Annotated in this window: 23 protein-coding genes and 1 tRNA gene; 8 read left to right on the top strand and 16 right to left on the bottom strand. The window is 74.8% G+C overall.

What is annotated here, in order from left to right; all coding sequences use genetic code 11:
- Positions 1-45 precede the first annotated feature (45 nt).
- Entirely contained in the window at positions 46-2,607 is a 2,562-nt protein-coding gene (gene otsB / locus ACL02O_RS21735; RefSeq protein WP_412819994.1) for a trehalose-phosphatase, read from the top strand.
- A 140-nt stretch (positions 2,608-2,747) separates the two neighbouring features.
- On the opposite strand, the gene cobA is transcribed toward otsB, so the two are convergent.
- Genes cobA through cobC form a run of 3 tightly spaced genes read right to left on the bottom strand, consistent with a single transcriptional unit; the run spans position 2,748 to position 6,138 of the window.
- On the bottom strand, positions 2,748-3,983 hold the full coding sequence (cobA, locus tag ACL02O_RS21740) for a uroporphyrinogen-III C-methyltransferase (protein ID WP_412819956.1): 1,236 nt from the start codon (positions 3,981-3,983) through the stop codon (positions 2,748-2,750).
- Positions 3,980-5,050 carry a nicotinate-nucleotide--dimethylbenzimidazole phosphoribosyltransferase gene (gene cobT, locus ACL02O_RS21745; protein WP_412819995.1) on the bottom strand — a complete coding sequence of 357 codons (1,071 nt, stop codon included), beginning with the start codon at positions 5,048-5,050 and terminating at the stop codon, positions 3,980-3,982. Before cobT ends, cobA begins: the two co-directional genes overlap by 4 nt.
- Complete coding sequence (gene cobC / locus ACL02O_RS21750; RefSeq protein ID WP_412819957.1) at positions 5,050-6,138, bottom strand: Rv2231c family pyridoxal phosphate-dependent protein CobC; 1,089 nt, start codon at positions 6,136-6,138, stop codon at positions 5,050-5,052. The genes cobT and cobC overlap by 1 nt, the downstream gene beginning before the upstream one ends.
- A gap of 133 nt (positions 6,139-6,271) precedes the next feature.
- Between cobC and ACL02O_RS21755 the strand changes: the two genes are divergently transcribed.
- Positions 6,272-8,407: a transglycosylase domain-containing protein gene (locus ACL02O_RS21755; protein ID WP_412819958.1), complete on the top strand. Its 2,136-nt coding sequence runs from the start codon at positions 6,272-6,274 to the stop codon at positions 8,405-8,407.
- Positions 8,408-8,608: 201 nt separating this feature from the next.
- Here the strand turns inward: ACL02O_RS21755 and ACL02O_RS21760 are convergent, their stop codons facing one another.
- Both ACL02O_RS21760 and ACL02O_RS21765 read right to left on the bottom strand, forming a co-directional pair.
- A complete protein-coding gene (locus ACL02O_RS21760) occupies positions 8,609-9,178 on the bottom strand; it encodes a GNAT family N-acetyltransferase (protein WP_412819959.1) in 570 nt (189 codons plus the stop codon).
- Positions 9,175-10,542, bottom strand: coding sequence for a cobyrinate a,c-diamide synthase (locus tag ACL02O_RS21765; RefSeq protein ID WP_412819960.1), 1,368 nt, complete (start codon positions 10,540-10,542; stop codon positions 9,175-9,177). Before ACL02O_RS21765 ends, ACL02O_RS21760 begins: the two co-directional genes overlap by 4 nt.
- A gap of 205 nt (positions 10,543-10,747) precedes the next feature.
- On the opposite strand from ACL02O_RS21765, the gene ACL02O_RS21770 reads away from it, so the two are divergent.
- Positions 10,748-11,569, top strand: a complete 822-nt coding sequence (locus ACL02O_RS21770; protein WP_412819961.1) for an SURF1 family cytochrome oxidase biogenesis protein — start codon at positions 10,748-10,750, stop codon at positions 11,567-11,569.
- Positions 11,570-11,584: 15 nt separating this feature from the next.
- Here ACL02O_RS21770 and ACL02O_RS21775 read toward each other — a convergent pair whose 3' ends face one another.
- The 6 genes from ACL02O_RS21775 to ACL02O_RS21800 all read right to left on the bottom strand — a co-directional run bounded on the left by ACL02O_RS21775 (position 11,585) and on the right by ACL02O_RS21800 (position 17,544).
- Positions 11,585-13,177: an ATP-dependent DNA ligase gene (locus ACL02O_RS21775; RefSeq protein ID WP_412819962.1), complete on the bottom strand. Its 1,593-nt coding sequence runs from the start codon at positions 13,175-13,177 to the stop codon at positions 11,585-11,587.
- Between the two features lie 331 nt (positions 13,178-13,508).
- Positions 13,509-13,715, bottom strand: a complete 207-nt coding sequence (locus tag ACL02O_RS21780) for a hypothetical protein (protein WP_412819963.1) — start codon at positions 13,713-13,715, stop codon at positions 13,509-13,511.
- 77 nt (positions 13,716-13,792) lie between these two features.
- Positions 13,793-15,145 (bottom strand): dipeptidase, encoded by a 1,353-nt coding sequence (locus tag ACL02O_RS21785; protein ID WP_412819996.1) that lies wholly within the window; start codon positions 15,143-15,145, stop codon positions 13,793-13,795.
- 36 nt (positions 15,146-15,181) lie between these two features.
- Positions 15,182-16,321, bottom strand: a complete 1,140-nt coding sequence (locus tag ACL02O_RS21790; RefSeq protein WP_412819964.1) for a M48 family metallopeptidase — start codon at positions 16,319-16,321, stop codon at positions 15,182-15,184.
- 78 nt (positions 16,322-16,399) lie between these two features.
- Positions 16,400-17,056, bottom strand: coding sequence for a uridine kinase family protein (locus tag ACL02O_RS21795; RefSeq protein ID WP_412819997.1), 657 nt, complete (start codon positions 17,054-17,056; stop codon positions 16,400-16,402).
- A complete protein-coding gene (locus ACL02O_RS21800; protein WP_412819965.1) occupies positions 17,023-17,544 on the bottom strand; it encodes a PadR family transcriptional regulator in 522 nt (173 codons plus the stop codon). The genes ACL02O_RS21795 and ACL02O_RS21800 overlap by 34 nt, the downstream gene beginning before the upstream one ends.
- A 55-nt stretch (positions 17,545-17,599) precedes the next feature.
- On the opposite strand from ACL02O_RS21800, the gene ACL02O_RS21805 reads away from it, so the two are divergent.
- The gene (locus ACL02O_RS21805; protein WP_412819966.1) at positions 17,600-18,364 is read left to right on the top strand and encodes an alpha/beta fold hydrolase; all 765 of its coding nucleotides are present in this window, start codon (positions 17,600-17,602) and stop codon (positions 18,362-18,364) included.
- 162 nt (positions 18,365-18,526) lie between these two features.
- On the top strand, positions 18,527-18,928 hold the full coding sequence (locus ACL02O_RS21810) for a rhodanese-like domain-containing protein (RefSeq protein ID WP_412819998.1): 402 nt from the start codon (positions 18,527-18,529) through the stop codon (positions 18,926-18,928).
- A gap of 40 nt (positions 18,929-18,968) precedes the next feature.
- Here the strand turns inward: ACL02O_RS21810 and ACL02O_RS21815 are convergent, their stop codons facing one another.
- The 3 genes from ACL02O_RS21815 to ssb form a co-directional block, all read right to left on the bottom strand.
- Entirely contained in the window at positions 18,969-20,507 is a 1,539-nt protein-coding gene (locus ACL02O_RS21815) for a cobyric acid synthase (protein ID WP_412819967.1), read from the bottom strand.
- Positions 20,504-21,490, bottom strand: coding sequence for a cobalamin biosynthesis protein (locus ACL02O_RS21820; protein ID WP_412819999.1), 987 nt, complete (start codon positions 21,488-21,490; stop codon positions 20,504-20,506). Before ACL02O_RS21820 ends, ACL02O_RS21815 begins: the two co-directional genes overlap by 4 nt.
- Positions 21,491-21,717: 227 nt before the next feature.
- The gene (gene ssb / locus ACL02O_RS21825; RefSeq protein ID WP_412819968.1) at positions 21,718-22,473 is read right to left on the bottom strand and encodes a single-stranded DNA-binding protein; all 756 of its coding nucleotides are present in this window, start codon (positions 22,471-22,473) and stop codon (positions 21,718-21,720) included.
- Between the two features lie 289 nt (positions 22,474-22,762).
- On the opposite strand from ssb, the gene ACL02O_RS21830 reads away from it, so the two are divergent.
- Together ACL02O_RS21830 and ACL02O_RS21835 are read left to right on the top strand one after the other, a co-directional pair.
- Positions 22,763-23,185, top strand: coding sequence for an HPF/RaiA family ribosome-associated protein (locus ACL02O_RS21830; protein ID WP_412819969.1), 423 nt, complete (start codon positions 22,763-22,765; stop codon positions 23,183-23,185).
- A 140-nt stretch (positions 23,186-23,325) separates the two neighbouring features.
- Complete coding sequence (locus tag ACL02O_RS21835; RefSeq protein ID WP_412819970.1) at positions 23,326-24,354, top strand: alpha/beta hydrolase; 1,029 nt, start codon at positions 23,326-23,328, stop codon at positions 24,352-24,354.
- A gap of 9 nt (positions 24,355-24,363) precedes the next feature.
- Here the strand turns inward: ACL02O_RS21835 and ACL02O_RS21840 are convergent, their stop codons facing one another.
- On the bottom strand, positions 24,364-25,104 hold the full coding sequence (locus ACL02O_RS21840; RefSeq protein ID WP_412819971.1) for a hypothetical protein: 741 nt from the start codon (positions 25,102-25,104) through the stop codon (positions 24,364-24,366).
- 167 nt (positions 25,105-25,271) lie between these two features.
- On the opposite strand from ACL02O_RS21840, the gene ACL02O_RS21845 reads away from it, so the two are divergent.
- Positions 25,272-25,347, top strand: a tRNA-Arg gene (locus tag ACL02O_RS21845).
- Positions 25,348-25,506: 159 nt separating this feature from the next.
- Here ACL02O_RS21845 and ACL02O_RS21850 read toward each other — a convergent pair.
- Positions 25,507-26,067: a hypothetical protein gene (locus ACL02O_RS21850; protein ID WP_412819972.1), complete on the bottom strand. Its 561-nt coding sequence runs from the start codon at positions 26,065-26,067 to the stop codon at positions 25,507-25,509.
- Positions 26,068-26,217: the final 150 nt, after the last annotated feature.

Genomic DNA, 26,217 nt, shown 5'->3' on the forward strand with positions numbered 1-26,217 from the left:
GGTGATCCAGTGAGCTCCCCCACCGCCACCCCGCACAGCGGCGTGATGGATCCGGAGCTGCGCGCCGCCATCGGGCGGATCGCGCGGGTCCCGCAGCTTCTGGTCGCCTGCGACTACGACGGCACCCTCGCGCCGATCGTCGAGGACCCGAGCAAGGCCGTACCGCTGCCGGAGTCGGTGGCCGCGGTGCGCGCGCTCGCCTCGCTGCCGCAGACCAGCGTGGCGGTGGTCTCGGGCCGTGCGCTGCGCGACCTGGCCGCGCTCTCCCGGCTGCCCAGCGAGGTTCACCTGGTCGGCAGCCACGGCTCCGAGTTCGACATCGGCTTCGTCGAGCGGCTCACCCCCGAGCTGATCGCGACCCGGGCGCGGCTGCGCGACACGCTGCGCGAGATCGCCACCGCCCACCCCGGCGTACGGCTGGAGCGCAAGCCGGCCAGCGTCGCCGTGCACACCCGCGGGGTGGACCCGCAGATCGCCGCGTCCGCCGTCGAGGCGGTCCGTAGCGGCCCCGCCACCTGGGACGACGTCACGGTCACCCAGGGCAAGGAGGTCATCGAGCTGTCCGTGGTGGCCACCCACAAGGGCACCGCGGTGGACCAGTTGCGGACCCAGCTCGCGGCCAGTGCGGTGCTCTTCATCGGTGACGACGTCACCGACGAGAACGCCTTCGGCAATCTCCACGGCCCGGACGTCGGCATCAAGATCGGCCCGGGCGACACCCAGGCCGACTACCGGGTGGCCGAGCCGATCGAGGCGGCCCGGGCGCTGGGTCTGCTGCTGGAGACCCGGCGGCACTGGCTCTTCGGCGAGCGGGCGGTGCCCATCGAGCGGCACTCGATGCTCGCCAACGGGCGGACCGTCGCGCTGGTCACCCCGGAAGCCAAGATCACCTGGCTCTGCCACCCGAAGCCCGACTCGGCGGCGATCTTCGCCGACCTGGTCGGCGGCAGCCCGGCCGGGCATTTCACCGTCGGCCCGGAGCGCGGCGGCATCCCGCTCGGCCAGCGGTACCGCAGCGGCACGATGACCGTGGAGACCCGCTGGTCGGGGCTGACCGTCACCGACTGGCTGGACCTGCCGGCCCGGGAGACCACCCCGGACGGCCCGGCGATCGTCACCGGCGACTCGACCCTGGTCCGGGTCCTCAGCGGCACCGGACGGGCCCGGATCGAGTTCGCCCCGCGCCCCGAGTTCGGCCAGGTCGCGGTGCAACTCCAGCCGCTGGACGACGGGCTGCTGGTGCTCGGCTCCAACGAGCCGGTCGCGCTCTACGCGCCCGGCGTCACGTGGGACGTCACCAACGACGGCGGGTACGAGACCGCCAAGGCCGTGGTGGACCTCTCGGCCGCGGGCGGCCAGGTGGTGCTGGAGCTGCGCTTCGGCACGCAGAGCCTGGAGCACCATCACGTCCCGATTCACGATCGGCAGGTCAGCGCCGAGCAGCCGTGGAAGGGCTGGGTGGCCGGGCTGCGGCTGCCCGGCAGCGCCCGGGACCTGGTGGCCCGCAGCGCGCTCACCCTGCGCGGGCTCTGCCACGAGCCCAGCGGCTCGATCCTGGCCGCGGCGACCACCTCTCTCCCGGAGGAGTTGGGCGGCGTCCGGAACTGGGACTACCGCTACTGCTGGCTGCGCGACGCGGCGATGACCGCGCGGGCGCTGGTCGACCTCGGCTCCACCGAGGAGGCGGAGGCGCTGCTGCGCTGGATCGACGGCGTGGTCGAGCGGACCGGCGGGCACCCCGAGCGACTGCACCCGCTCTACACCGTCGACGGGTACGAGCTGGGCGCCGAGGCGGTCATCGACACCCTGCCCGGGTACGCCGGCTCCCGGCCGGTCCGGGTCGGCAACCTCGCCAACCACCAGCTCCAGCTGGACGTCTTCGGCCCGATCGCGGACCTGATCGCCGCGGTGGCCGACGCCCGGGGCTCGGTCCGGGAGGACGAGTGGCGGGTGCTGGACAACATGGTCGAGGCGGTCCGCCGCCGCTGGCACGAGCCTGACCACGGCATCTGGGAGGCCCGCCTCCCCCCGCGGCATCACATCTTCTCCAAGGTCATGTGCTGGATGACCGTGGACCGGGCGCTGCACGTGGTGCGGCAGCACGGGCACGAGGACCGGCCGGAGTGGGTGGAGCTGCGCGACCGGATCGGGTCCAACGTGCTGGAGTACGGCTGGCACGAGGAGGCCGAGGCCTACAGCGTCGCGTACGGGCACGACGAGATGGACGCCTCGTCGCTCTGGATCGGCCTGTCCGGGCTGCTGCCGGGGGACGACCCGCGCTTCCTGTCCACGGTGCTGAAGATCGAGGCGGAGCTGCGCAGCGGCCCGGTGGTCTACCGGTACCACTGGGACGACGGTCTGCCCGGCCGGGAAGGCGGCTTCCACATCTGCACGGCGTGGCTGATCGAGGCGTACCTGCGCACCGGCCGGCGGACCGACGCGGAGGAGCTGTTCGCCCAGATGATCGACACGGCGGGCCCGACCGGGCTGCTGCCCGAGCAGTACGATCCGCTCGCGGAGCGCGGGCTGGGCAATCACCCGCAGGCGTACAGCCACCTCGGCCTGATCCGCTGCGCCCTGCTGCTGGACAACATGCTCAAGCAGTGACCTGACCGGCGACGACGGCGGCCCGCGGCCTGACGGTCCCGGGCCGCCGTCCGTTTGTCCGCGCTTTGACGACTCGGTTTGCGGCAGCTCGGCTTTACCCAGTCATGGGAAGGGCCGACCTGCCGCAGCCCGGGTGTCGGTCAAGGAGTGGTGGGCGGGGTCGTGAGGGTGTGGACGACGTCTCCGACGACGACGATGGCGGGCGGGCGGAGGGCGGCGGCGGTCACGTCGGCGGCGACGTCGGCGAGGGTGGAGCGCAGCGTGCGCTCGGCACGGGTGGTGCCCTCCTGGATCACCGCCGCCGGAGTCGCCGGCGGTTTCCCGTGGGCGATCAGGGTGGCGCTGATCGCGGCCAGGTTCTTCAACCCCATCAGGATCACCAGGGTGCCGCGCAGGCCGGCGAGCGACTCCCAGCGCACCAGCGAGGCCGGCGAGTCGGGCGCGACGTGCCCGGAGACCACGGTGAACTCGTGCGCCACCGCCCGGTGGGTGACCGGCACCCCGGCCACCGCGGGCACCGCGACGGCGCTGGTCACCCCGGGCACCACGGTCACCGGTACGCCCGCCCCGGCGCAGGCCAGCAACTCCTCCCCGCCCCGGCCGAAGACGTACGGGTCGCCGCCCTTGAGCCGCACCACGGCACGGCCGGCGAGGGCCCGGTCCACCAGGATCCGGTTGATCTCCTCCTGCGTCCGGGACGGTCCGTACGGAATCTTCGAGGCGTCGACCAGCTCGACGTCGGGGCGCAGCTCGTCGAGGAGCAGCCCGGGGACGAGCCGGTCGGCGACCACCACGTCCGCCTCGGTCAGCAGCCGCCAGCCCTTGAGGGTGATCAGCTCCGGATCGCCCGGTCCAGCGCCCACCAGCGCCACCCGGCCGGGGGTGCCGCCGGTCGTACCGCCGGGCAGGTCGGGCCGGACGCTCAGCAGGTCGCGGACCGCGTCGCGGACGGTCATCGCCCGGCGGGGATCGCCGCCGCCGAGCACGGCGACGGTGACCGGGCCGTGCCGGGTGACCGCCGGGGTCCACGCGGTGGCCGCCGCCCGGTCGTCGGCGCGGACGCAGAAGATCCGGCGTTCGGCGGCGGCGGCGCTGACCGCGGCCGCGGCGGCCCGGTCGTCCACCGCGACCTGGACCAGCCAGGCCCCGTCCAGGTCGTCGGGGGCGAACCGGCGCGGCTCCCAGTGCAGCCGGCCGGCGTCGACGTGGGCACGCAGCGCCGGGGTCAGCTGGGGCGACACCAGCAGCACGTCCGCGCCGGCGTCGAGCAGTGCCGGCACCCGCCGGGTGGCCACCGCTCCCCCACCCACCACGACCACCCGCCGGCCGGCCAGCCGCAGCCCCAGTGGGTACGGGTTGCCGCTGCGCCCGCTCACTTCTCGGCCACTCCCGCCGAGTCGAAGGTGGCCACCTCGTGCAGCACCCGGACCGCGCCGGTGACCACGGGCAGCGCGAGCAGCGCGCCGGTGCCCTCGCCGAGGCGCAGCCCGAGGTCAATCAGCGGGTCGAGGCCGAGGTGCCGCAGCGCCGCCGTCGCGCCCGGTTCCGCCGAACGGTGCCCGGCGACCATCGCCCCGACCGCGTCCGGGGCGAACGCGGCGGCGGCGAGCGCGGCGCTGACCGCGATCACCCCGTCCAGCAGCACCGGCACCCGGCGGGCGGCGGCGCCCAGGATCAGCCCGCACAGCGCGGCGTGCTCCAGCCCACCCACGGCGGCCAGCACCCCCAACGGGTCCGCCGGGTCGGGGGCGTGCCGGTCCAGCGCGGCCCGCACCACACCGACCTTCCGGGCGTACGTCCGGTCGTCCACCCCGGTGCCGCGCCCGGTCGCCTCGGCCGGGTCGACGCCCGCGAAGGCGGCGATCAGCGCGGCGGCCGGGGTGGTGTTGCCGATGCCCATGTCCCCGGTGAGCAGGATGCCCGCCCCACCGTCGATCAGCTCCCCGGCCACCCGGATGCCGGTCTCCACGGCCGTACGCGCCTCGTCGCGGGTGAGCGCGGCGGTGACCGTCAGGTCGCGGGTGCCGGCCCGCACATTCGCCGCCACCAGGCGCGGACCGGCCGCGGCCGCGGCCCCGCCCACCGGCAGCGGGGTGGCCACCCCCACGTCCACCACGGTGACCGAGGCGCCGGCCTGCCGGGCGAACGCGTTGACCACCGCGCCGCCGGCCAGGAAGTTTCCGATCATCTGGGCGGTGACCTCCTGCGGCCAGGGGGTGACGCCCTGGGCGTGCACGCCGTGGTCACCGGCGAAGATCGCCACCGCGGCCGGCTCGGGCAGTGGCGGCGGGCAGGTCCCGGCCAGGCCGGCGAGGCGTACCGAGAGGGGCTCCAGGGCGCCGAGGGAGCCGGCCGGTTTGGTCAGCCGGCCCTGGAGCTCGCGGGCGGCCGCCGTGGCGGCCTCGTCGAGCGGACGGATCGCCGCGACGGTGGACTCCAACATCATGCCTCCAGGATCTCCGCCAGCACGTCGCTGAACGCGTCGGTCGTCGCCGGATCGCGCACCGCGATCCGCAGCCAGTCCGGGCCGAGCCCGGGAAAGGTGTCGCCCCGGCGTACCGCCCAGCCGTGCTCGCGCAGCCGCTCCCGCAGCGCGGCGGCACTGGGCCGGTGAACCAGGACGAATGCGCTGGCCGGGCGGCCCGCGACGCGTACGCCCGGCAGGCCGGCGAGGCGGGCCACCAGGTGCTCGCGATCGGCGGCGAGTTCGGCGGCGATGGCCCGCTCGGCCGCGACGGCGGCCGGGGCGGCGCAGGCGGTCGCGGCGGCGAGTGCCGGGGTGGAGACCGCCCACAGCGGCTGGGCCTCGGCGCACCGGGCGAGCAGGCTCGCGTCGCCGAGCAGGTAGCCGACCCGCAGCCCGGCCAGCCCCCAGGTCTTGGTGAGGCTGCGGACCACCACGAGGCCGGGCAGGTCACGACGGGCGGCGAGGGACTCGGGTTCGCCGTCGACGCCCGGGGCGATCGTGGTGTCGGCGAACGCCTCGTCGACCACCAGGACCCGGCCGGGGCGGGCCAGCGCGGCGAGCGTCTCGGCGGGGTGCAGCACCGAGGTGGGGTTGGTGGGGTTGCCGACCATCACCAGGTCGGCGTCGGCCGGCACCCGGGCCGGGTCGAGCCGGAACTCCTCGGCCGGGTCGAGCAGCACCCGCTCCACGGTGTGGCCGGCGGCTCGCAGGGCGGCCTCCGGCTCGGTGAACTGCGGGTGCACCACCACCGGTCGCCGGGCGTCCCGCAGCGCCCGGGCGAGCAGCACGAAGCCCTCGGCCGCCCCGGCGGTGAGGAGTACCTCCTCCGCGGGTCGCCCGTGCCGGTGAGCGACGGCCGCCCGGGCCGGTGCGGGGTCCGGGTACGCGGAGAGCCGGCCGAGGGCGGCGACCAGCGGATCGGCCAGCCAGTCGGGCATCGGGGCGCGACGGACGTTGACCGCCAGGTCGACCAGGCCGGGGGTGGCCTCGACGTCCCCGTGGTGCCCGAGGTCGGGCTCGTCCGGCGCGGCGGCCGGCGCGGTCCCGGTGAGCTGAGCGCGCATGTCCGCGATCCTGCCGGGAAGCCGCCGCCCGGGACAGCGGATCCCGGCGTGGGCCGCGTCACCACCACTGCGCCCGCTCGCCCGTTTATGAATTCTTCTCATTTTCGAATCGGAAATGTCATAGCTTGACCTTGTGAGCAACCGACCCCTTGCCTCCGCTGGTCGTGCCATTCCTCTCCTCCGCGCCGGACTGATCGCCGGCATCGTGGTCGCCGCCGCGGCGTACCCGCTCGCCGCCGTCACCGGCATCGGCGCCAAGGCCACCGCACACGCGGTGGAGCAGAAGACGAACATCCTGAAGACGGCGCTGCCCGCCGAGACCTCGTACGTCTACGCGCCCGACGGCAAGACGGTGCTGACGATGTTCTACGAGGAGTACCGGCAGTACACCAAGATCGACGACATGTCGCCGAACATCCAGCAGGCGATCGTCGCCGCCGAGGACAACCGCTTCTACCAGCACCACGGCGTCGACCCGAAGGGTGTGGCGCGGGCCTTCGTGTCCAACGCCCGCTCCGGCGGCGTCTCCCAGGGCGCCTCGACGATCACCATGCAGTACGTCCGGATGGCCCTGCGGGACAGCGCCACCACGCCCAAGGAGGTCCAGGAGGCCACCCAGCAGACCAGCCTGCGCAAGGTCAAGGAGATGCGCATGGCGCTGGACATCGAGAAGCACCTCAGCAAGGAACAGATCCTGGAGCGCTACCTCAACTCGGCCTACTTCGGCCACCGGGCGTACGGGATCTACGCCGCCTCGCAGATCTTCTTCTCCAAGACGCCGGCCACCCTGAGCGCGGTCGAGGCGGCCACCCTCGCCGGACTGGTCAAGTCCCCGTCGGAGTACGACCCGATCACCTCCGACCAGAAGGACGCCACCGCCCGGCGCAACTACGTCCTCGACAACATGTCCCGCCTCGGCTACCTGTCCCCGGACGCCGCCGCGCAGGCCAGGTCCGAACCGATCAAGCTCAGGCTCACCAACCCGCCGAACGACTGCGCCGCGCTCGACGAGAAGTACCGGGCCACTTGGGGCTTCTACTGCGACTATCTGAAGAACTGGTGGAGCTCCCAACCCGCGTTCGGCAGCAACCGGCTGGAACGGATGGACAAGCTGCGCCGCGGCGGCTACCGGATCGTGCTCGCCCTCGACCCCAAGATCCAGGCGTCGGCCGAGAAGTACGTGGGGGCCAAGGACGGCACCGGCAGCCCGTTCGCCAACGGGATCGTGGTGGCCGAGCCGGGCACCGGGCGGATCAAGGCGATGGCGGTGAACCGGACCTACTCGCTGGACATCAGCGAGAACCCGAGCAGCTCCAACCCGGAGGCCGGCCCGAAGGTCAAGGCGAACTACCCCAACACGGTCGCGCCGTTGCTCGGCGGTGGCACGCTCCCCGGCTACCAGGCGGGTTCGACGTTCAAGATGTTCACGATGCTCGCCGCGCTCAACTCCGGGACGAAGCTCTCCGACACCATCAACTCGCCGTTCAAGTACCAGTCGAGGGTCTACGACGGGTGGGCCCCGGTCAACGCCAGCGGCGCGATGACCGGCGTGCAGACCATGTGGTCCGGCTTCGGCAAGTCGGTGAACACCTTCTTCGTCCAGCTGGAGGAGAAGATCGGCGCGGAGAAGGGGGTGCGCATGGCCGAGCAGCTCGGGCTGCGCTGGCGTACCGACGTGGACCGCGAGCACGCCGCGCCGGACAAGGCGAACAAGTGGGGCGCGTTCACCCTGGGCGTCTCCGACGCCACTCCCCTGGAGATGGCGAACGCGTACGCCGCCGTCGCCGCCGACGGGCGGTACTGCGAGGCGATCCCGGTGAACTCGATCATGAACCGGGACGGCACGCCGGCCACGTACACCACGGCCGGCGGGGTGCAGCGGGAGATCGCCAAGCCGCGCTGCCGGCAGGTGGTCAGCGCGGACGCCGCCCGGGCGGCCACCGACGCGGCCCGCTGTCCGACCGGAGACACCCCGGCCAAGGGGGGCTGCGGCGGCTGGTCGACCGCCGACAGCGTCCGGGGCACGGTCGGCCGCCCGGTCGCCGGCAAGACCGGTACCACGGACAGCACCCGGTCCGCCTGGTTCGTCGGCTACACCGCGGAACTGGCGGCGGCGAGCTTCATCGCTGACCCCGACAATCCGTTCAACGCGGTGGGCGACGGGTTGTCCCAGGTCCCGGTGAACGCGGTGGCGATGACCCTGCGCGACGCGCTCAAGGGGCAGCCCACCCGCCAGTTCACCCCACCGTCCGACCAGATCGTCGGCTGACCCGCCGACCACCCCGACGGCTCCGGCTCGGCGCGTCCGCAGCCACGCCCCGACCGGAGCCGTCGCCCGACCGCCCGGGGGTGCGCCCGGGCTGATGGTCAAGAGGTTCGCGGCCGCTGCCCGCGAACCTCTTGACCGCTTCCCGCCCGGGTCGGCGGCGCTCAGGGCAGGTCGGCGGTGCTCGGCGCGGATCGGCCGCGCTCAGCGCAGGTCGGCGGCGACGAACGACCAGAGTTCGAGATCGACCCGGGCGCCCCGGACGAAGGCGGCGTTGCGCAGCAGGCCCTCGTAGCTGAAGCCGGCCTTCTCGGCGACCCGCCGGGAGGCCACGTTTCCCGGGGCCACCCGCAGCTCGACCCGTTGGAAACCGTGCTCCAGGATCAGCGCGATGGCCACCGCGTCCACCGCCTCGGCGGCCAGGCCGAATCCGCGGGCGTGCGGGGCGAGCGCGTACGAGACCTCGGTCAGCCGGGCGCCCCAGTCGGTGCGCCGGGTCCACAGGCAGCCGATTACCCGCTGGTCCTCCCGGCGGACCACCCCGTAGTGGTCGCCGTCGCCGCTGTCCCGGCGCTGCCGGGCCAGCTCGGTGCACCAGGCCCGCCCCTCGATCCGCCCGGAGGGGTCGGCCAACGGCAGCCAGCGCTGGGTCTGCCGGTCGGCGAACACCTCGTCCGCCGCCTCCGCGTCCCCCGCCACCAGCGGCCGCACCTCGGTGCGCGGGGTGGACACGGTCAGCGCCGGGAAGCGGCGGACGGCCACCTGCCCGATCACGCCGGGGCCTCCGCCGGGGCCGCGGCCGCCGCGACCAGCCGGGCCGCGATCTCCGGGTACGCCGCCCAGTGCGGGACGAGCTGCGACGCGTGCACGCCCCGCCAGACGAAGCCCTCCGGCGCGCCGCCCGCCCAGCTCCACGCCGCCCGCTCGCCGGCCCGCGGGGTGAGCACCGCGGCGTGCTGCTTGTGCCCGACCACGGCGGCGCCGGCCCGGGCCACCACGCTGTCGGTGGCGGCGGTCGCCTCCCGGTAGCCGATCACCAGGCCGTCCCGGCTCGTGCCGACCGCGTCGAGCACTCCGCACATCGGCAGCCCGTCCAGCTCCCGGGCCAGCCAGAGCAGGCCGGCCCCCTCGGCGATCACCGGCCGGCCGGTCCGGGCCAGCTCGGCCACCGCGATGCAGAGCCGGCGGTTGGCGGAGAGCCGGTCCGCGTACGTCTCGGGGAGCCCGCCGCCGACGACCAACCCGCGGGTCCCGGCGGGCAACGCCTCGTCGCGCAGCGGGTCGACGGTGACCACCTCGGCCCCCGCGGCGCGCAGCAGCTCCGCCGTCTCCGGGTGGCTGTAGCTGCCGCCCGGGCCGCCGGCCAGCGCGATCACCGGCCGCTCCCCGGTCGGTGGATCATCGGCCGGGGCCGGCGACCACGGCTGCACCGTCAGCGCCGGCGCGGAACGGGCCAGCCCCAGCAGCCGGTCCAGGTCGACGGTGGCGGCCACAGCCTCGCCGAGACGGCGCACCGCGCGCAGCGCCTCGGCGTCCCCCTGGACCACCAGGGCCGTCCCGTGACGGCGGGCGGGGAGCACCGGCGGCAGCTCGTGCCGGCGCAGCGCGCCGTAGACCGGCACACCGACGTCGTCGAGCGCCTCGCGCAGCATCGCCTCGTGCCGGGGCGACGCCACCCGGTTGAGGATCACCCCGCCCAACCAGAGCTGCTCGTCGTACGCCCGGAAGCCGTGCACCAGTGCGGCCACCGACTGGCCCATCGCGGCGACGTCCACCACCAGCACCACCGGGCTGCGCAGCGCGACGGCCACGGCGGCGGTGGACTCGGACTCCGGTCGGCCGGCCACCGAGTCGTACAGGCCCATGCTGCCCTGCACCAGCGCGACGTCGGCGTCGGCCGCACCGTGCGCGAAGAGCGGCGCGACCCGTTCCGGGCCGACCAGCCGAGGGTCCAGGTTCCGGCCCGGACGCCCGGCGGCCAGCCCCAGGTACGCGGCGTCCACCTGGTCCGGCCCGACCTTCCAGCCGGACACGTCCAGCCCCCGGTCGGCGAGGGCCGCGAGCAGCCCGAGGGCCAGGGCACCGGTGCCGTGCCCCGAGGAGGGCGCGCTGAGCACGACGCGCGGCACGAGGGTCATCATCGGCTCCTGGTCTGGGGTCGTTTCCGCCCGCGTGACCATACCCGCCCGGACCGACGCGCGGCGGCCGCCGACCGGCCGGGTCCGCGGCGCGGCATCCGCCCCGCCCCTCTCCCGTGCCGGCCGCCAGACAATCCGGCTCCCGGACCGGCTCGCGGGCCGGCGCGGGCCGGTGGCGCCGCTCACACGGGTAGCCTTGGCAAACGTGTACCGGTTCCTGCTGACCCCGCGCTGGCTGGGCTATCTCGCGCTGACCCTGGTCGCCGCCGCGTTGATGGTGTTCCTCGGCAACTGGCAGCTGGACCGCTACCGCGGCCGTACCGCCATCAACGAGCGGATCGACGTCGGGTCGACGATGGCCCCCGCGCCGCTGCGCGCCGCCCTGCCCGCCCCGGGCGGCGGCCCCGGCAGCATCGGGCCGGCCCCGGCCGAGCGGCTGACCTGGACCAAGGTGACCGCCACCGGCCGGTACGACACCGCGAACCTGGTCCTGGTCCGCGCCCGTACCGTCGACAGCGAGGTCGGCTTCGAGGTGCTCACCCCGCTGGTGCTCACCGACGGCAGCGCCGTACTGGTGGACCGGGGCTGGATCCCGCCGGCCCCGGACGGCAACGCCACCACCCAACCGCAGGTACCGGCCGCGCCCACCGGCGACGTCACGGTCACCGGCCGGGTGGTGGCCGGCGAGAGCGGCGGCGGCGCGGTCGACCGGCGCGCGGGCAAGCTGGAGACCCGGCGGATCAACATCCCGCGGATCGCGAAGCAGCTCCCCTACCCGGTGGCCGGCGGCTACGTGCTGCTCGACCAGCAGACACCGGCCGCCGACCCGGCGTTCCATGCGGTCCCGATCGGGCACACCAACAACTGGCAGAACTTCGGGTACGTGGTGCAGTGGTGGCTCTTCGCCGGCATGAGCCTCGTCGGCTACGGCTGGGTGGCCCGCCGGGAGGCGCACCGGACGGCCGGCCTCGACCGGCCGCGTACTCCGGTGGACCGGGCCGCCGAGCCGGCGTCGCCTTCCGCCTGACCCCGCCGATCGGCCTCAGCCGGTGACCCGGCCCTCGTGGATGGCCCGGACGGCGTCGATGGTGTCGGCCTCGGCGGCGGCCTTGTCGTCGCGGTAGCGCACCACCCGGGCGAACCGCAGCGCCATCCCACCCGGATAGCGGCTGCTCGTCTGCACCCCGTCGAAGGCGATCTCGACCACCTGCTCCGGGCGGACCCGGACCACCCAGTCCCCCTTCTCCACCGCCAGGCCGAGGAAGCGCTCGGTCTGCCAGCGCAGCAGCTCGTCGGTGAGCCCCTTGAACGTCTTGCCGAGCATGACGAACTCCCCGGTGCGCGGATCGCGGGCACCGAGGTGCAGGTTGGACAACCAGCCCTGTCGGCGGCCGCTGCCCCACTCGACCGCCAGCACCACCAGGTCGAGCGTGTGCCGGGGCTTGACCTTGACCCAGGCCGAGCCGCGCCGCCCGGCGTCGTAGGGCGCGGCCGGATCCTTGACCACCACCCCCTCCTGGCCGGCGTCGACCGCCGCGGCGAATGCCGCGCCGGCCTGCTCCGCGTCGTCCACCTCCACTCGACCGACCAGCAGCGTCGGGTCGACCACCCGGGCCAGCGCGGCCCACCGTTCCCGACCCGCCAGGTCGATCAGATCCGCACCGTCGAGGTGCAGCAGGTCGAAGAAGTACGGCGTCAGCACCGTGTCGCCGCTCCGCTCGGCGGCGGCGAGCACGCCGGGCGCCACCGGCGTGGCCCCGGTGGTGCTGGGGGTGGTCCGCCGGGCCACCCGGCTGGAGGTCTGCTGGAAGGGCAGCGGGCGGCCGGTGGCGTCCAGCCCGATCGCCTCGCCGTCGAGGACCAGTTCCCGGGCGGGCAGCGCGCGCACGGCGGCCACCACCTCGGGCAGCCGGGTGGTGATGTCGTCCAGGCTGCGGGTGAAGACCGCGATGTCCTGGCCGGACCGGTGCACCTGGATCCGGATGCCGTCGAGTTTGACGTCGACCACGGCCGGGGTGCCGGTGGCGGTGAGCGCCTCGTCGACCGTGGGGGCGCTCTGGGCCAGCATCGGGGCGAGCGGACGGCCCACCTGGAGCCCGAACCCGGCCAGCGCCGCGGCACCGCCGGTGAGCGCGGCGACCGCCACGGCCCGCAGGTCACCGGCGAGCAGCAGGGCCCGACGGACGGCCGCCACCGGCACCTCGGCGGCCCGGGCCACCGCGTCGGCGAGCAGGCCGGCCTGGGCACCCTGGCGCAGCTCGCCGCGGAACAGGCCGACCAGCAGCCGCTGTTCGTCGGCGGTGGCGGCGGCGAAGAGCCGGCCGACCAGCTCCCGCCGACGGGCCTGCGAGCCGGGACCGTGGACCGCCGCGATCTCCTCGACCGCCGCGTCGACACCGCCCACGGTCAGCGTCGGCTCGGCCGCCGGTGGCGGCAGGTCGCGCAGGCCCGCCCAGCCCACCCCGGTCTGCCGCTGGCGCAGCTCCCCGGCGAGATAGCCGGCGCCCGCCGGCACCTCGTCGGGGTCGAGCGACCGCAGGGCGGCGGCGAGCAGCTCCACCTTGGCCCGCCGGCCGCCGGTGGCACCCACCGCGGCGGAGGTGGCCGCCAGGTCGAGGAACCGCACGGCACTCATCCTGCCAGCCACCCCCGACCCGGCGCGGCATCCCGGCCGGCGACGGGTCCCGCACGTCACCCGACCGGGCCGGCCGGCCGCTGATCCACCCCGGGATGCGGCACTCCGCGGCCTCCGGCCGGACGATGGGGCCGGCCTGCCGCATCCCGAGTTGATCATCGTCGACCGTCCGGGCCGGCGACGCCCAGCGACGGCCCAGCCGTGGTCGGCCGGGCGGGCCGGGCGGGCGGGCGGGCGGGCGGGCGGGCCGGGCGGGCGGGCGGGCGGGCGGGCCGGGCGGGCGGGCCGGGCGGGCGGGCGGGCGGGCCGTGGCGATCGGGGGCCGGCCCGGTCAGGCCGAGACCGGCTCCTCGATCCGCAGGCCGCGGGCCCGGACCTCGTCGGCGACCCGGGTCAGCAGCGTGTCGAGCGTGACCAGCGCGGTGGACAGCTCACCGAGCTGCTCCTTGAGCGTGTCCTCGGGCCACGCGGAGACATCGACGTCCCCCAGAGCACTGACGGCGGCCTGGAGCCGCGCCATCTCGTTGTTCGTACGCATGTTCGAAAGGCTATAACACCTCGTCGGCCGACACACCGGAAACTCCGACATCGGCCCCGAAGTTACGGTTCCGACACCTAACTCCTGCTCGCGCCGGCCTCGGCGACCTTCGCCAGCAGCAGCGCCTCGGCCAGGCAGACCCGGGCGAACTCGCCCAGATGCAGGCTCTCGTTCGGGCCGTGGGCCCGGGCGTGCGGGTCCTCCACGCCGGTCACCAGGATGGCCGCTGCCGGGAACATCTCCTGGAAGGTGGCGATGAACGGGATCGAGCCGCCGACCCCGATGTCCACCGGATCGGTGCCGTCCCACGCCCCGCGGAACGCCGTCCGCGCCGCCTCGAACATCGGGCCGCTGGCGTCGATGACGCAGGGCGCCCCGTCGTGCTCGAAGGTCACCGTCACCTGCGCTCCCCACGGGGCGTGCCGCTCCAGGTGGGCGGTGAGCGCCGCGTACGCCTTCTTCGGGTCGTCGCCCGGCGCCAGCCGCACGCTCAGCTTCGCCTTGGCCGACGGGACCAGCGCGTTCGGCGCTTCACCGGTGGCCGGGGCGTCGACGCCGAGGATCGCCAGGGCCGGCTTGGTCCAGAGCCGGTCGGTGATCCGGCCGGTGCCGAACAGCTCGGCGCCGTCGACCAGGCCGGCCTCGGCGCGGAACCGGCCCTCCGGGTAGTCGACGCTGGCGCCCTCCCGGCCGACCAGGCCGTCGACGGTCACGTTCCCGGCCTCGTCGTGCAGCGTGCCGAGCAGCTTGACCAGCGCGGTCAACGCGTCCGGCACGGCACCGCCGAACATCCCGCTGTGCACCGCGTGGCCGAGGGTGCGCACCTCCACGAAGCAGTTGACGATGCCGCGCAGCGAGGTGGTCAGCGCCGGCACGCCGATGTCCCAGTTGGTGGAGTCGGCGATCACGATGACGTCGGAGGCCAGCTCCTCGCGGTGCTCGGCGAGCAACCGCTCCAGCGAGTCCGAGCCATACTCCTCCTCGCCCTCGATGAACAGGACCACGCCGACGGGGAGCTGGTCGCCGAAGGCGCGCAGCGCGGCGACGTGCGCCATGATGCCGGCCTTGTCGTCGGCGGCGCCGCGCCCGTAGAGGCGGCCGTCCCGCTCCACCGGCTCGAACGGGTCGGACTCCCAGAGCGAGAGGTCGCCGACCGGCTGGACGTCGTGGTGGGCGTACATCATGACGGTGGGCGCGCCGGACGGGGCGGCCTTCTTCCCGATCACCGCCGGCTGGCCGCCTGAGCGCACGATCTTCGTGTCGAGGCCGCAGCCGCGCAGCAGCTCCGCCACCGCCTCGGCGGAACGCTCGACGTGCGAGTGGTCGAAGCCCTCGAAGGCGATACCCGGGATGCGGACGAGGCGTTCGAGGTCGGCACGGACTCCGGGCAACTCACGCTCGACGGCGGCCCGCAGCTCGGACTCGGACATGATCGGTGTGGTCATGACCGGCATCGTATGCCGGCCTTACCCGGCGGCACCGTCCGAGCCCGTCGGCGCAGCTCCGGCCGTACCCCGATCGGGCTCCCCGGTGGCGCGGCGGGCCCGGGTCGCGGCCTCCGCCGCGCCGTCCATCCAGGAGCGGGCCCGCCCGGCCGCGCCACCGATCCGTTCCGCCACGTCGCCGGCCACGTCGCCGGCCCCGTCGCCCAGCTTGCGCAGCAGCCCGACCAGCGGGTCGGTCGAGCGGCCGAACTCTTCCCGGTACGCCTGTGCCGCGGCCCGGATCTCCGCCGAGACACTGGCCGTCGCGTCGTCGACCCGCCGGGGATAGTCACCGGCGAGAATCCGCCCGTACGCCCCGGAGTCGATCCAGCGGCGCAGCTGCGCGGCCCGGGCCACCGGCACCGGATGGGTGCTCCACGCGGTCATCCGGATCTTGTGCAGGCTGTCCCGCAGGTCGCCACCGCCCTCGTACTCGGCGGCCTGCTCCAGGAACGCGGCGGTGTCGATCTCACTCAGATCGCCGCCGCCGGCCAGCTTCATCAGCAGCCGCACGGCGGCGGCCGGGTCCTGCCCGGCGAGCAGGCCGGCCCGGTCGGCGGAGAGCTCCGCCTTGCGCCACCACTCCAGCATCGCCGCGATGATCGCCCGCAGCGCGAGCGCGCCCACCGGCAGCCAGCTCAGGTTTGCCGCCCACCTGGTCAGGATCATGAGCATCGTCTTGTGCACGGCGTGCCCGCTGCCCACGTGCCCCAGCTCGTGCCCCAGCAGGCAGCGCAGCTCGTCGTCGTCGAGCTGCTGCAGGCAGGCCGAGCTGACCACCACGAACGGCCGGTCCAGGCCGATCGCCTCGGCGCTGAGCCAGGGCGACGCGGTGACGTACAGCTCGGGCAGCTCGGCCACGTCGAGCGTCGCCGCCGCCTCGGTCCACCGCTGGTAGACCCGCGGGTACTGGCGGTGGTCGACCCGGATGCCCGCGGCCAGGAAGGAGAGCCGGAAGGCCCGCTCGTTCCACATCCCGAAGAAGGCCCGGACCACCTCGTCGAAGCCGCGCAGCTCGCGCAGCGCCACCAGGGCGCCCCGGTCGGCCGGGTGCTCCCAGGCCCGTGAGCTGATGCCGGTCAGGGTGACCCGGCGACGCGCGGGCGCGTCGGCTGCCGACATGGTGAACCCCCGATCCCCGTGTCCCGGTCTCCCCGCATCGTGCCCCACCCGCCGCCCGCCGTCCATGCCCCCATTGGGTCACCGGCGACGGACGAAGTACCGGGTGGGGTCGTGGGGCAGCTGGGGCGCGCCGTCGATCACCAGGTCCGCCGCCGCCTCGGTGCCGTCGGCGGCGAAGTGCGCCCGCTCCCCGGCGTGCCAGCGACGCAGCTCGGGAAGGATCTCCGCACCGTCGCGGTCGAGCGCGCGGGACAGCCGCAGCTCCGCCGGCGCGGTGACGAAGACCGACCGGGTCAGCTCCGGGCGCGCCCGCGCCCGCGCCGCGCTCACCCCCTCGACGATGAGCACCGGACCGGCCGGCACCGGGACCGGCCGGTCCAGGAACCGGCGCCGCACCCAGCTGTACCGGCGGTAGACCCCCGGCCGGCCGCTGCGGACCGGGCCGAGCACCCACTCCTCCAGCCGGGACCAAAAGGTGAGCTGATCGTCCCACCCGTCGAGCAGGTCGTCGGTGCGGACCACCGGTGGCCGATCGCCGCCGGGCAGCCCGGCGAAGGCCTCCGCGAGCCGCGTCGCGAACAGGCTCTTGCCCGCGCCGCTCGGCCCGTCGACCGCCACCAGTCGGGTACGCCCCAACCGCGCCGGCCCGGCCAGCACCACCCGGGCCAGCCCGGCGTACGCCTCGGCCACCGCCAGCGGCCTCACTCCGGCTCGCCCAGCGTCTCCCGGAGCCAGGCCAGCTCGGCCCGGCTGGTGGCCCGGGCGATGGTGAGCAGCCCGCGCCGGTACGGGTCGTCCAGTTCCTCCGCGCGCACCGGCCGGCCACCCTCGTAGAAGAAGCTGCTCGGGGTGCGGAGGAAGGCCAACCGGCGCCGGAGCACCGCGTCGCGGGCCGCCGGGTCGTCGAGGTGGCGGAGGAAGGCGAGCAGGGTGAACCAGCGGTTCTCGTCGCTGATCTCCACCTCCTCGGGCTCGGCCAGCCGGCGCCGGAGCTCGGCCCGACCCGGCTCGGTCAGGACCAGCATCTGGCGGGGCGCCGCCCGGCTGCCGGGCTCGGCGCGTCGGGTCAACCAGCCCGCCCGTTCCAGCCGCTTGATCGCCGGATAGAGCGTGCCGTCGGCGATCGGCCGCACGTGCCCGGTCAACTGGGCCACCCGCCGCTTGAGGTCGTAGCCGTGCAGGGGCTGCTCGGCGAGGAAGCCGAGGATCGCGAGTTCGAGCACCCGCCAATGATATCCCGGTCCCGAGATACCTCGGCACGGATGTATTGTGACCGCCATGCGTGCGGCAACTGTGGGCCCGGACGGGGCCCGGATGCGATGGGTGGAGATCGCCGGCGAGGAGCCGGCCCGGGTGTACGTGCACGGGTTGGGGGCGACGTCGGCGGCGTACTTCGTGCCGGCGGCCACCCGCCCCGGGCTGGCCGGGCACCGGTCACTCCTCGTCGACCTGCTCGGCTTCGGCTTGAGCGACCGGCCGGCCACCTTCGGCTACACCCTCGAGGACCACGCCGCGGCGCTGGCCGCGACGCTCGACGTGGCCGGGGTGCGGGGCGCCGACGTGGTGGCGCACAGCATGGGCGGCGCGGTCGCGATCGTGCTCGCCCACCGCCGGCCGGATCTCGTCGGCCGGCTGGTGCTCGTCGAGGCGAACCTCGACCCGAACCCGCCGACAACCGCCGGCAGCAGCGGCGTCACCCGGTACGCCGAGTCGGACTTCCTGGTCGGCGGCTACGCCGAGACGCTGGACCGGGTCGGGCCGCTGTGGGCCGCCACCATGCGCCTCGCCGACCCGGTCGGCCTGCACCGCACCGCGGTGGGCCTCGTCGCCGGCACCCGGCCCACGATGCGCCACCTGCTGGAGCGGCTGCCGATGCCGCGGACGTACGTGCAGGGCGGCCGGAGCGGTCCGGTGACCGGCGCGGCCGGGCTGTCGGCCGCGGGCGTGCGGGTGGTCACCGTCCCCGGCGCGGGGCACAACGTCATGCTCGACGCGCCCGAGGAGTTCACCGCGGTGGTGGCGGCGGCACTCGCCACGACCTGACGCCACCGGGCCCACACCCGGTAGTGGTAGTCCCACGCCCTGACCCGCCGCCGCCGGCTACCGCCTCCGAGGGATTTCGTCGGGGCGGCCCGGCGCTGGCCGGTCGTTCACCCGGCGTGGCCTGCGGCCGGCCGGCATCATCGGGTGGTGCTCCATGACGTGATGAGTCCGGGCGTCGACGCCCTGCTGGAACAGGCCCGGGCCGGGCTCCGCCGGCTCACTCCGAACGAGACCGTCGAGGCGGTCCGCGCCGGGGCGCTGCTGATCGACACGCGTACCGAGGCGCAGCGACGCGAGCAGGGCGAACTGCCCGGGGCGATCGTTGTCGACCGGACCGTGCTGGAGTGGCGGCTGGACCCGGCGAGCGTCTCGCGGATCCCCGAGGCGACCGGGTACGACCGCGAGATCGTGGTGGTGTGCCGCCACGGCTACAGCTCCAGCCTGGCCGCCGCCAGCCTGCAGGCGCTCGGTCTGCGCCGGGCCACCGACATGATCGGCGGCGTGCAGGGTTGGCGGGAGGCGGGGTTGCCGATGTCCGACCGTCCCGCCGACCTCCGCTGCTGAGTCGGTCCGCCGGGCAGCCGGCCGACCCGCCCGAGGTGGGCTAGCGCGGCGCGCCGGGCGGGATGAACGGCAGGCCCGGCGGCGGGCCCGACTCGACGAGCCGCCACAGGGCACCGGTGTCCAGGTGCTCCTCGACCAGGTCGCCGAGGAGGTCCAGGGTCCGCTCGCGGACGGCGGCGAACTCGGTGTCCGGGGCGACCTTGAAGCCGGTCCGGCCGGCCACCAGGGCGACCTCGGTGAGGAACCGGCGGCGGAAGCCGTCGGACTCGAAGGCGCCGTGCCAGTGGGTGCCGTACACCGCGCCGGTCCGGGCTCCCTCGGCGGTGCCGTCGGCGTAGCGCAGCAGGGGCGGCAGGCCGGGGTCGGCGGCGGAGACCTGCCCGTGGTGGATCTCGTAGCCGTGCACGGGGACGTCACCGTCGGCCGTGCCGCCGGCGCGACGGACCGTCTTGCGCGGGTCGAAGGTGATCTCGACGGGCAGCAGCCCGAGCCCGGGGACGCTGCCCTGCCGACTCTCCACCGGATCGTGGATCGCCCGGGCCAGCATCTGGAACCCGCCGCAGATGCCGAGCAGCGGACGGCCGGCGGCGGCGTGCGCTGACACGGCGTCGGCCAGGCCGGTCTCCCGCAACCAGGCCAGGTCGGCCACGGTCGACTTGGAACCGGGGAGCACGACGAGGTCGGCGGCGGCCAGTTCGGCCGGCTCGATGGTCAGCCGCACCCGGACGCCCGGCTCGGTGGCGAGCGCCTCGACGTCGGTGGCGTTGCTGATCCGGGGCAGCCGGACGACGGCGACGTCGAGCCAGTCGGTGCCGCGCGGCGCGGCCGGCCGGCCGAGCACCCGGCCGTAGGCGAGCGAGTCCTCGGCGTCCAGCCAGAGGTCCAGCGCCCAGGGCAGCACCCCGTACGTGGGGCGGCCGGTGACCTGGTGGAGCATGTCCAGCCCGGGCTGGAGCAGCCCCCGCTCGCCGCGGAACTTGTTGATCACGAAGCCGGCGACGAGGGCCTGGTCGGCCGGGTCGAGCAGGGCCACGGTGCCGAACATCGAGGCGAACACGCCACCCCGGTCGATGTCGCCGACCACGATCGTGGGCAGCCCGGCGTGCCGGGCCAGCCCCATGTTCACGTAGTCCCCGGCACGCAGGTTGATCTCGGCCGGGCTACCCGCCCCCTCGCAGATCACCACGTCGTAGGCGGCCCGCAACTCCTCCAGCGCGTCGTACGCGGTGGCGGCCAGCCGGGGACGCAGCTCGCGGAAGTTGCCCGCGGTGACCGTGTCGACCGCCGCGCCGAGCAGCACCACCTGGCTGGCGTGGTCGCTGCCGGGCTTGAGCAGCACCGGGTTGAAGCGCAGGTCCGGGGCGAGCCCGCAGGCGGCGGCCTGCATCGCCTGGGCCCGGCCGATCTCCCCGCCGCGCCCGTCCGGGCCGACCACCACGGCCGAGTTGTTGGACATGTTCTGCGCCTTGAACGGCGCGACGCGCACCCCCCGGCGGCGCAGCCAGCGGCAGATGCCGGCGGTGAGCACGCTCTTGCCGGCGTCGGAGGTGGTGCCGGCGACCAGCAGTCCGCCGCTCACCGCCCGCTCCCCCGCCGCGCCCGGCGCAACGCGGACCGGCCGGCCGCCCCGACCAGACGCCCCGCCGTCACCGGGTACGCCGCGGCGAGGCCGAGCGCGGCCAGCCCGACCGCACCGGAGATCCGGGCGGCACGCTTCAGGTGTCGCGCCTCCGGCCGGGGACCGTCACCGAGGAACGGGCGGGTCTCGGAGCGGCCGAAGTAGACGTTGCGCCCGCCGAGCCGGACACCCAGCGCCCCGGCCATCGCCGCCTCGCACTGACCGGCGTTGGGGCTCGGGTGGTCGTTCCGGTCCCGCCGGAAGACCCCCCAGGCCGCCCGGCGGTCCCCGTGCGCGCTCGGCGCCACGGCCACGGTGAGCAGCCCGGTCAGCCGGGCCGGGGCCAGGTTGAGCAGGTCGTCCAGGCGGGCGGCCGGGGTGCCGAAGCGGGCGTAGCGGGGCGAGCGGTGGCCGACCATCGCGTCGAGCGTGTTCGCCGCGCGGTAGCCGAGCAGGCCGGGAAGCCCGGCGACCGCGCCCCAGAACAGCGGCGCGACGACGGCGTCGGAGGTGTTCTCGGCGACCGACTCGACGGTGGCCCGGGCCAGTTCCGGCTCGTCCAGGGCCGAGGGGTCCCGCCCGCACAGATGGTTGAGCCGCCGCCGCGCGGCGGGAAGGTCACCGGCGCCCAGTGCCCGGGCCATCGCGCGGGACTCGTGGCGCAGGGTGCGACCGCCCAGCACGGTCCAGGTGCCGGCCGCCACCAGCGCGGCGCGGGCCAGCGGTCGACGCCGGGTCGCGAGGGCGCCGGCCACCCCGAGCAGCACCGGGGCGCCGACGGCGAGCGCGGTGAACGCCGCCCCGGCCGCCCGGTCCGGCCGGTACATCCGCCGCTCCAGGGCGCCGGCGGCCCGGCCGAAGCCGGCCACCGGATGCCACCGGCGCGGATCGCCGAGCAGCGAGTCCAGGGCGTAGCCCGCCGCCAGTCCCGCGGCGCTCGCCATGGCGGTCACCTGCCGCACCCGCACCACCTCCGGGCGGCCAGCCTAGGCCATCTCCCGCCGATCATCGTCCGGACCGTGGCGGGCCCGGGCGACGACCGACGGCACTGTCGGGACCGCCGCCTGGGTTCCACCGCACCGGCACGATCGGGCGGACCCGGCCTGGCCGTGCGGCGGGGTGGCCACGTCGGCGTCGCCACCCCGCTGCCCGTCGCACGATCGGTCCGGGCTCAGGCGGGCACCGGGGCCCGCCGCCCGCCCCGCCGGCCGCGGCCGGTCGGGGTGACGCCCTCGGCGTCGCTGGCCGGAGCCGGCTCACCGGCCTCGCCGGGCCCGGCGGGCGCGGCGGTGTCCGCGTCGTCCGGCTCGTCACCGTCCCCGTCGGCCGGGTCGTCGAAGGGGTCCGCCGCCTCGTCGAAGTCACCCGTCGGCGGCCCGTCCAGGTCGTCGGGGAGCCCGTGCCCGGCACGTGGCCCGGCGAGCGCCAGCCCTTCGAACTCGTCGTCGAACGGCCGGTCGTCGAGCGAGACCGGCGCGTGCGCGTCCGGCACCGGCTCGGTCGCCTCACCGTGCACCCGGCGCTCAGCCTCGGCATCCTCCACGCTGCTGGTCGCCGCGCTCGGGCGGTTGCGCAGGAAGCGGCCGCGGCCCCGGGACAGGTCGTGCCCGACCGCGACCGCCTCCAGTTCGTAGAGGGTCCGGTGGTTGCCCGCGTCGTCGGTCCAGTCACGGGTGTAGAGGCGGCCGGCGACGACCACCGGGTCGCCGACCATCACCGAGGCGGCCACCCCCTCGGCCAGCTTCCGCCAGCAGTTCACCCGCACCCGGAGGCTGTTCCCGTCGACCCAGCGGCCGGAGTCCCGGTCGAGCCGGCGGGCGGTCGAGGCGACCTTGAAGTTGGCCACCAGCGTGTTGCTCTGGGTGGTACGGCGCCACTCGGGCGCGGTCAGCACGTTGCCGACGATGGTGACGTACGTATCGAACATCGCCCCTCCAGAAAGACTCGGCTTGTCGGGCCGAGCCTCGACCGCCGGCGGTCACGCCACCAGCGGCGACGGCGGGAGCTGTGGACGACGGGACGGGCTGTGTACAGCGACCTGATCAAGGTCCCGTCTGCTAGGGACCACGGTCCCTGTGCCGCCGGCCTGCGACGCAACATGATCGAAAGGGCCCACGGACGATGCGGTTCCGGACGCGCGCCGACTGGGTAAGGAGTTGATCAACCGAGAGAAAGGGAGCGACGATGCTTCTCCGAGACGTCTGCGAGGCCGGTCGATGAGCGCCGTGGCGAACCCCGCGACCGTGGCCGAGTGCCTGCGGGTCGGCGCCGGGTTCTCCCAGGGCGACCGGAACTGGATCGCGGAGCAGTTCGCCACCCTCGACGCCCGGCTCGCCGGGTTCCACGCCGACGCCACCGAGTTGGAGGTGTCGGTGAAGGACCGCGAGTCGCGGGGCCAGAAGGTGACCCTGGAGTGCTGGATCGCCGGCCGGCAGAAGATCGTCACCACCTCCGCCGAGGAGGATCTGCACGCCGCGCTGAACGACGTCCGGGACGACCTGCGCCGCCGACTCAACGACGCGAAGACGAAGCAGGAGCCGCGGCACAACAAGCACATCCGGCAGCTGGCCCAGGGCGGCGCCGGCCAGGCGGCGGACGACGACGCCGATCTCGGCCGGGTCGACGCCGAGACCGCCTGACCGCGCGGGAGAGAGATCCGTTCGGGGTGCGGCAGGTCGCGGGTGCCGGGAGACCGGGACACCGCGACCTGCCGCATTCGGGCTCCGGACGGTCCGGCGGGGGCTACCGCCGGGTAGCGTGGCGGCGTACCGTCGCGGTCGTGGAACCCGACGTGCTGGGCCCGCCGTACGAGCGGCAGACCATCGACCTGGGCACCGACGACGAGGGCCCGGTCGTCGCGACGCTGGTGCGCCGCCGGGCCGACCGCCCGACCGGCCGGGCCGTGCTCTACGTGCACGGCTTCGTCGACTACTTCTTCCAGACCCACGTCGCCGACTTCTTCGCCGAACGGGGCTGGGACTTCTACGCCCTCGACCTGCGCAAGTACGGCCGCAGCCTGCAACCGCACCAGACCCCGAACTTCTGCTGGGACCTGAGCGAGTACTTCCCGGAGCTGGACGCCGCCGCAAAGATCATCCGCGACGAGGAGGGGCACGACACCCTCCTCGCCATGGGTCACTCCACCGGCGGCCTGATCATCTCGCTCTGGGCGCACGCCCGCCGCGAGGCCGGCCTGGTCGACGGGATCTTCCTCAACAGCCCCTTCTTCGACATCAACGCGCCCTGGCCGATCCGTCGACCCCTCGCGGCCGCCGTCTCCCGGCTGGGCCGCCGGGCGCCGCACCGCATCCTCCCGTTCGGGCTCGGCACCGTGTACGGCGAGAGCCTGCACGCCGACCACCGCGGCGAGTGGCGCTACGACCTGGCCTGGAAGCCGCTCGCCGGATTCCCGGTACGGGCCGGCTGGATCAACGCGATCCGGACCGGCCAGCGGCAGCTGCGGGCCGGCCTGGACATCCGGGTGCCGGTGCTGCTCGCCTGCTCCACGCGCAGCTACCGGGGCACCAAGTGGCACGATTCGGCCACCCTCGCCGACGCGGTGCTCGACGTGGAGCACATGGTCCGCTGGGCGCCCCGGCTCGGCCCGCACGTCACCCTGGCCCGCTTCGACGGCGGACTGCACGACCTCACCCTCTCCGGCCCCGCCGTACGCGAAAAGGTCTTCGCGGAGGTCGGACGGTGGGCGGAGGGATTCCTCGGGGCGGGGCCGACCGACCCGGAACCCGACGGCCCGCCGGCCGCGCGCCGGCCGGTCGAGGACCGGGCCGGCGCAGGCGCCGACGGCTGAGCCGACCGGTCAGCGGAACCCGGCCGTCGCCTCGACGAGGGCTGCACGGATCCGGTCGAACGTCGCCACCGGGTGACCGCCGGCCTCGGCCGGCAGCACCAGGCCGAGGCAGTGCAGCGCCGGCTCACCGTCGGCACCGGCCTCGACGGAGAACACCGGCGCGCCGACGTACCCGGCGGGCAGCTCCGTGGTGATCCGCAACGCGCCGCCGTCCCGGACGACCCGCTCGATCACCGCTTCGAGGGGCCGCGAGCCGTCGTCGGCGACCCCCAGCGCCAGCACGAAGGCCGAGCCGGGCTCCGCGCCGAGCCGGGCGACCGCCTCGGCGTCCGCGGCCACCGCGTCGGTCACCTGCTGGGTACGCCACCGCCAGCCCCGATCCTCGGCGTGGCCGTGCAGCCCACCGGTGGGCAGCGCGGCCAGACCGACCGCCGGCAGGTGCAGCCACCGGTCGGCGAACCCGGGCAGCTCGACCGCCTCCGCCGCCGCGTCCGCCGGGTCGGTGACGCTGGCCCGCAGCCCGATCTCCCCGTATCCGGCCCGGGTCACCTCGTCCGCGGTCAGCAGCCACTCGTGCACCACCTCCCCGTCGTCGGTGGCGCCGACCAGCTCGGTGTAGAAGAAGGCCGTGCCGAAGCCCTCGGCGGCCCGGTCCGGCCGGTCGGACCGACTCACCGGCAGAATGGCCCGCCCGAGCAGCCGGCACAGCTCGTAGACGATCGCGTTCTCGGTTTCCTGGTCGAGCAGCACGCCGCCGAGGGTACGGACCCGGCCCCCGCCGCCCGCCCCTGACCCGCGTATCCGGGATGCCGCCGACGGGGTGCCCATGGCACTCTGATCATCGACGTGGCCACGACCACCCGTTCCCACGGTGAACCGGGATACGGCGGTACCCTCTTGGCGCGACACGTCGCCGCGCGCCCGTAGCTCAGCGGATAGAGCAGGGGACTTCTAATCCCAAGGCCGCAGGTTCGAATCCTGCCGGGCGCACCACCGTCATCCCAGGTCAGCGGCCGGTTGCTCCCGGTCGGGTCGATCATCACGGCCTTCGTACAGCCAGGTCAGGCGAAGAGGGGCTTCGCGGCCTCGTTCACGGCGGCCCGCTCTCCTCGGAGATGTCGCCGCGGATCCCCTCGCGTCACCCCACTGGGGCTATGCGTGGCGCTCGCACATGCTCAGCGCATCGCGCTCCCAGTCGCTTCCTACCAGAGCGACGGGGTAGGTGACCTCGCTGACCCGCTTGTCACCGGTCTCAACCGAAACCCGTAGCGACAACGGCTCTGGCCGGAATGCGATCGAGCACTCGAACCGCAGCTCGACCAGGACCTGACCGGTGCCGCCAGGGGGTAGCAGCCGGGGTTGTCCCGTGCTGCGTACGTCGACGCCCGGCCTCTCCGCTTGGACCCGTCGGACCGTTATCGGCGCGGGGCCGGCGTTGATCAACATCAAAAGCCCGGACAGTTGGACCGATCCCTGGGCGGACGAGCCCCCGAAGTCGGCCGATCGAGGTAAGGCCACGAGTGCGACCGCACCGTTCCGCTCCCGCTGATCACGCGAGTCGCGCAATTCGCTGACACCGAAACCGCCAAGCACAACGCCGACCACGAACGCAGCGACGAGCCGCAGGGCCATCTTCCGTCTGGCCATCAGGCGGTCAGCAGTGGTAGTTGCCGACTTTGCCGCCTGGTGATTCTGCTCGTCCAGATCGATCACTGCGTGCTCCGCGACATGGTCGTCAGCCTAGAATCCCCGTGCACCGGCGCGCCGCCCCGCCGTACAGCCAAAGGCCGTCCGCAGACGTCGGCGAAGCCGGCAACGGCGAACAGCCTAATCAGGCGAGAGCGCACCGCCATCACTCCACGT

Source organism: Micromonospora mangrovicola (assembly GCF_047200535.1).
Lineage (GTDB): Bacteria > Actinomycetota > Actinomycetes > Mycobacteriales > Micromonosporaceae > Micromonospora.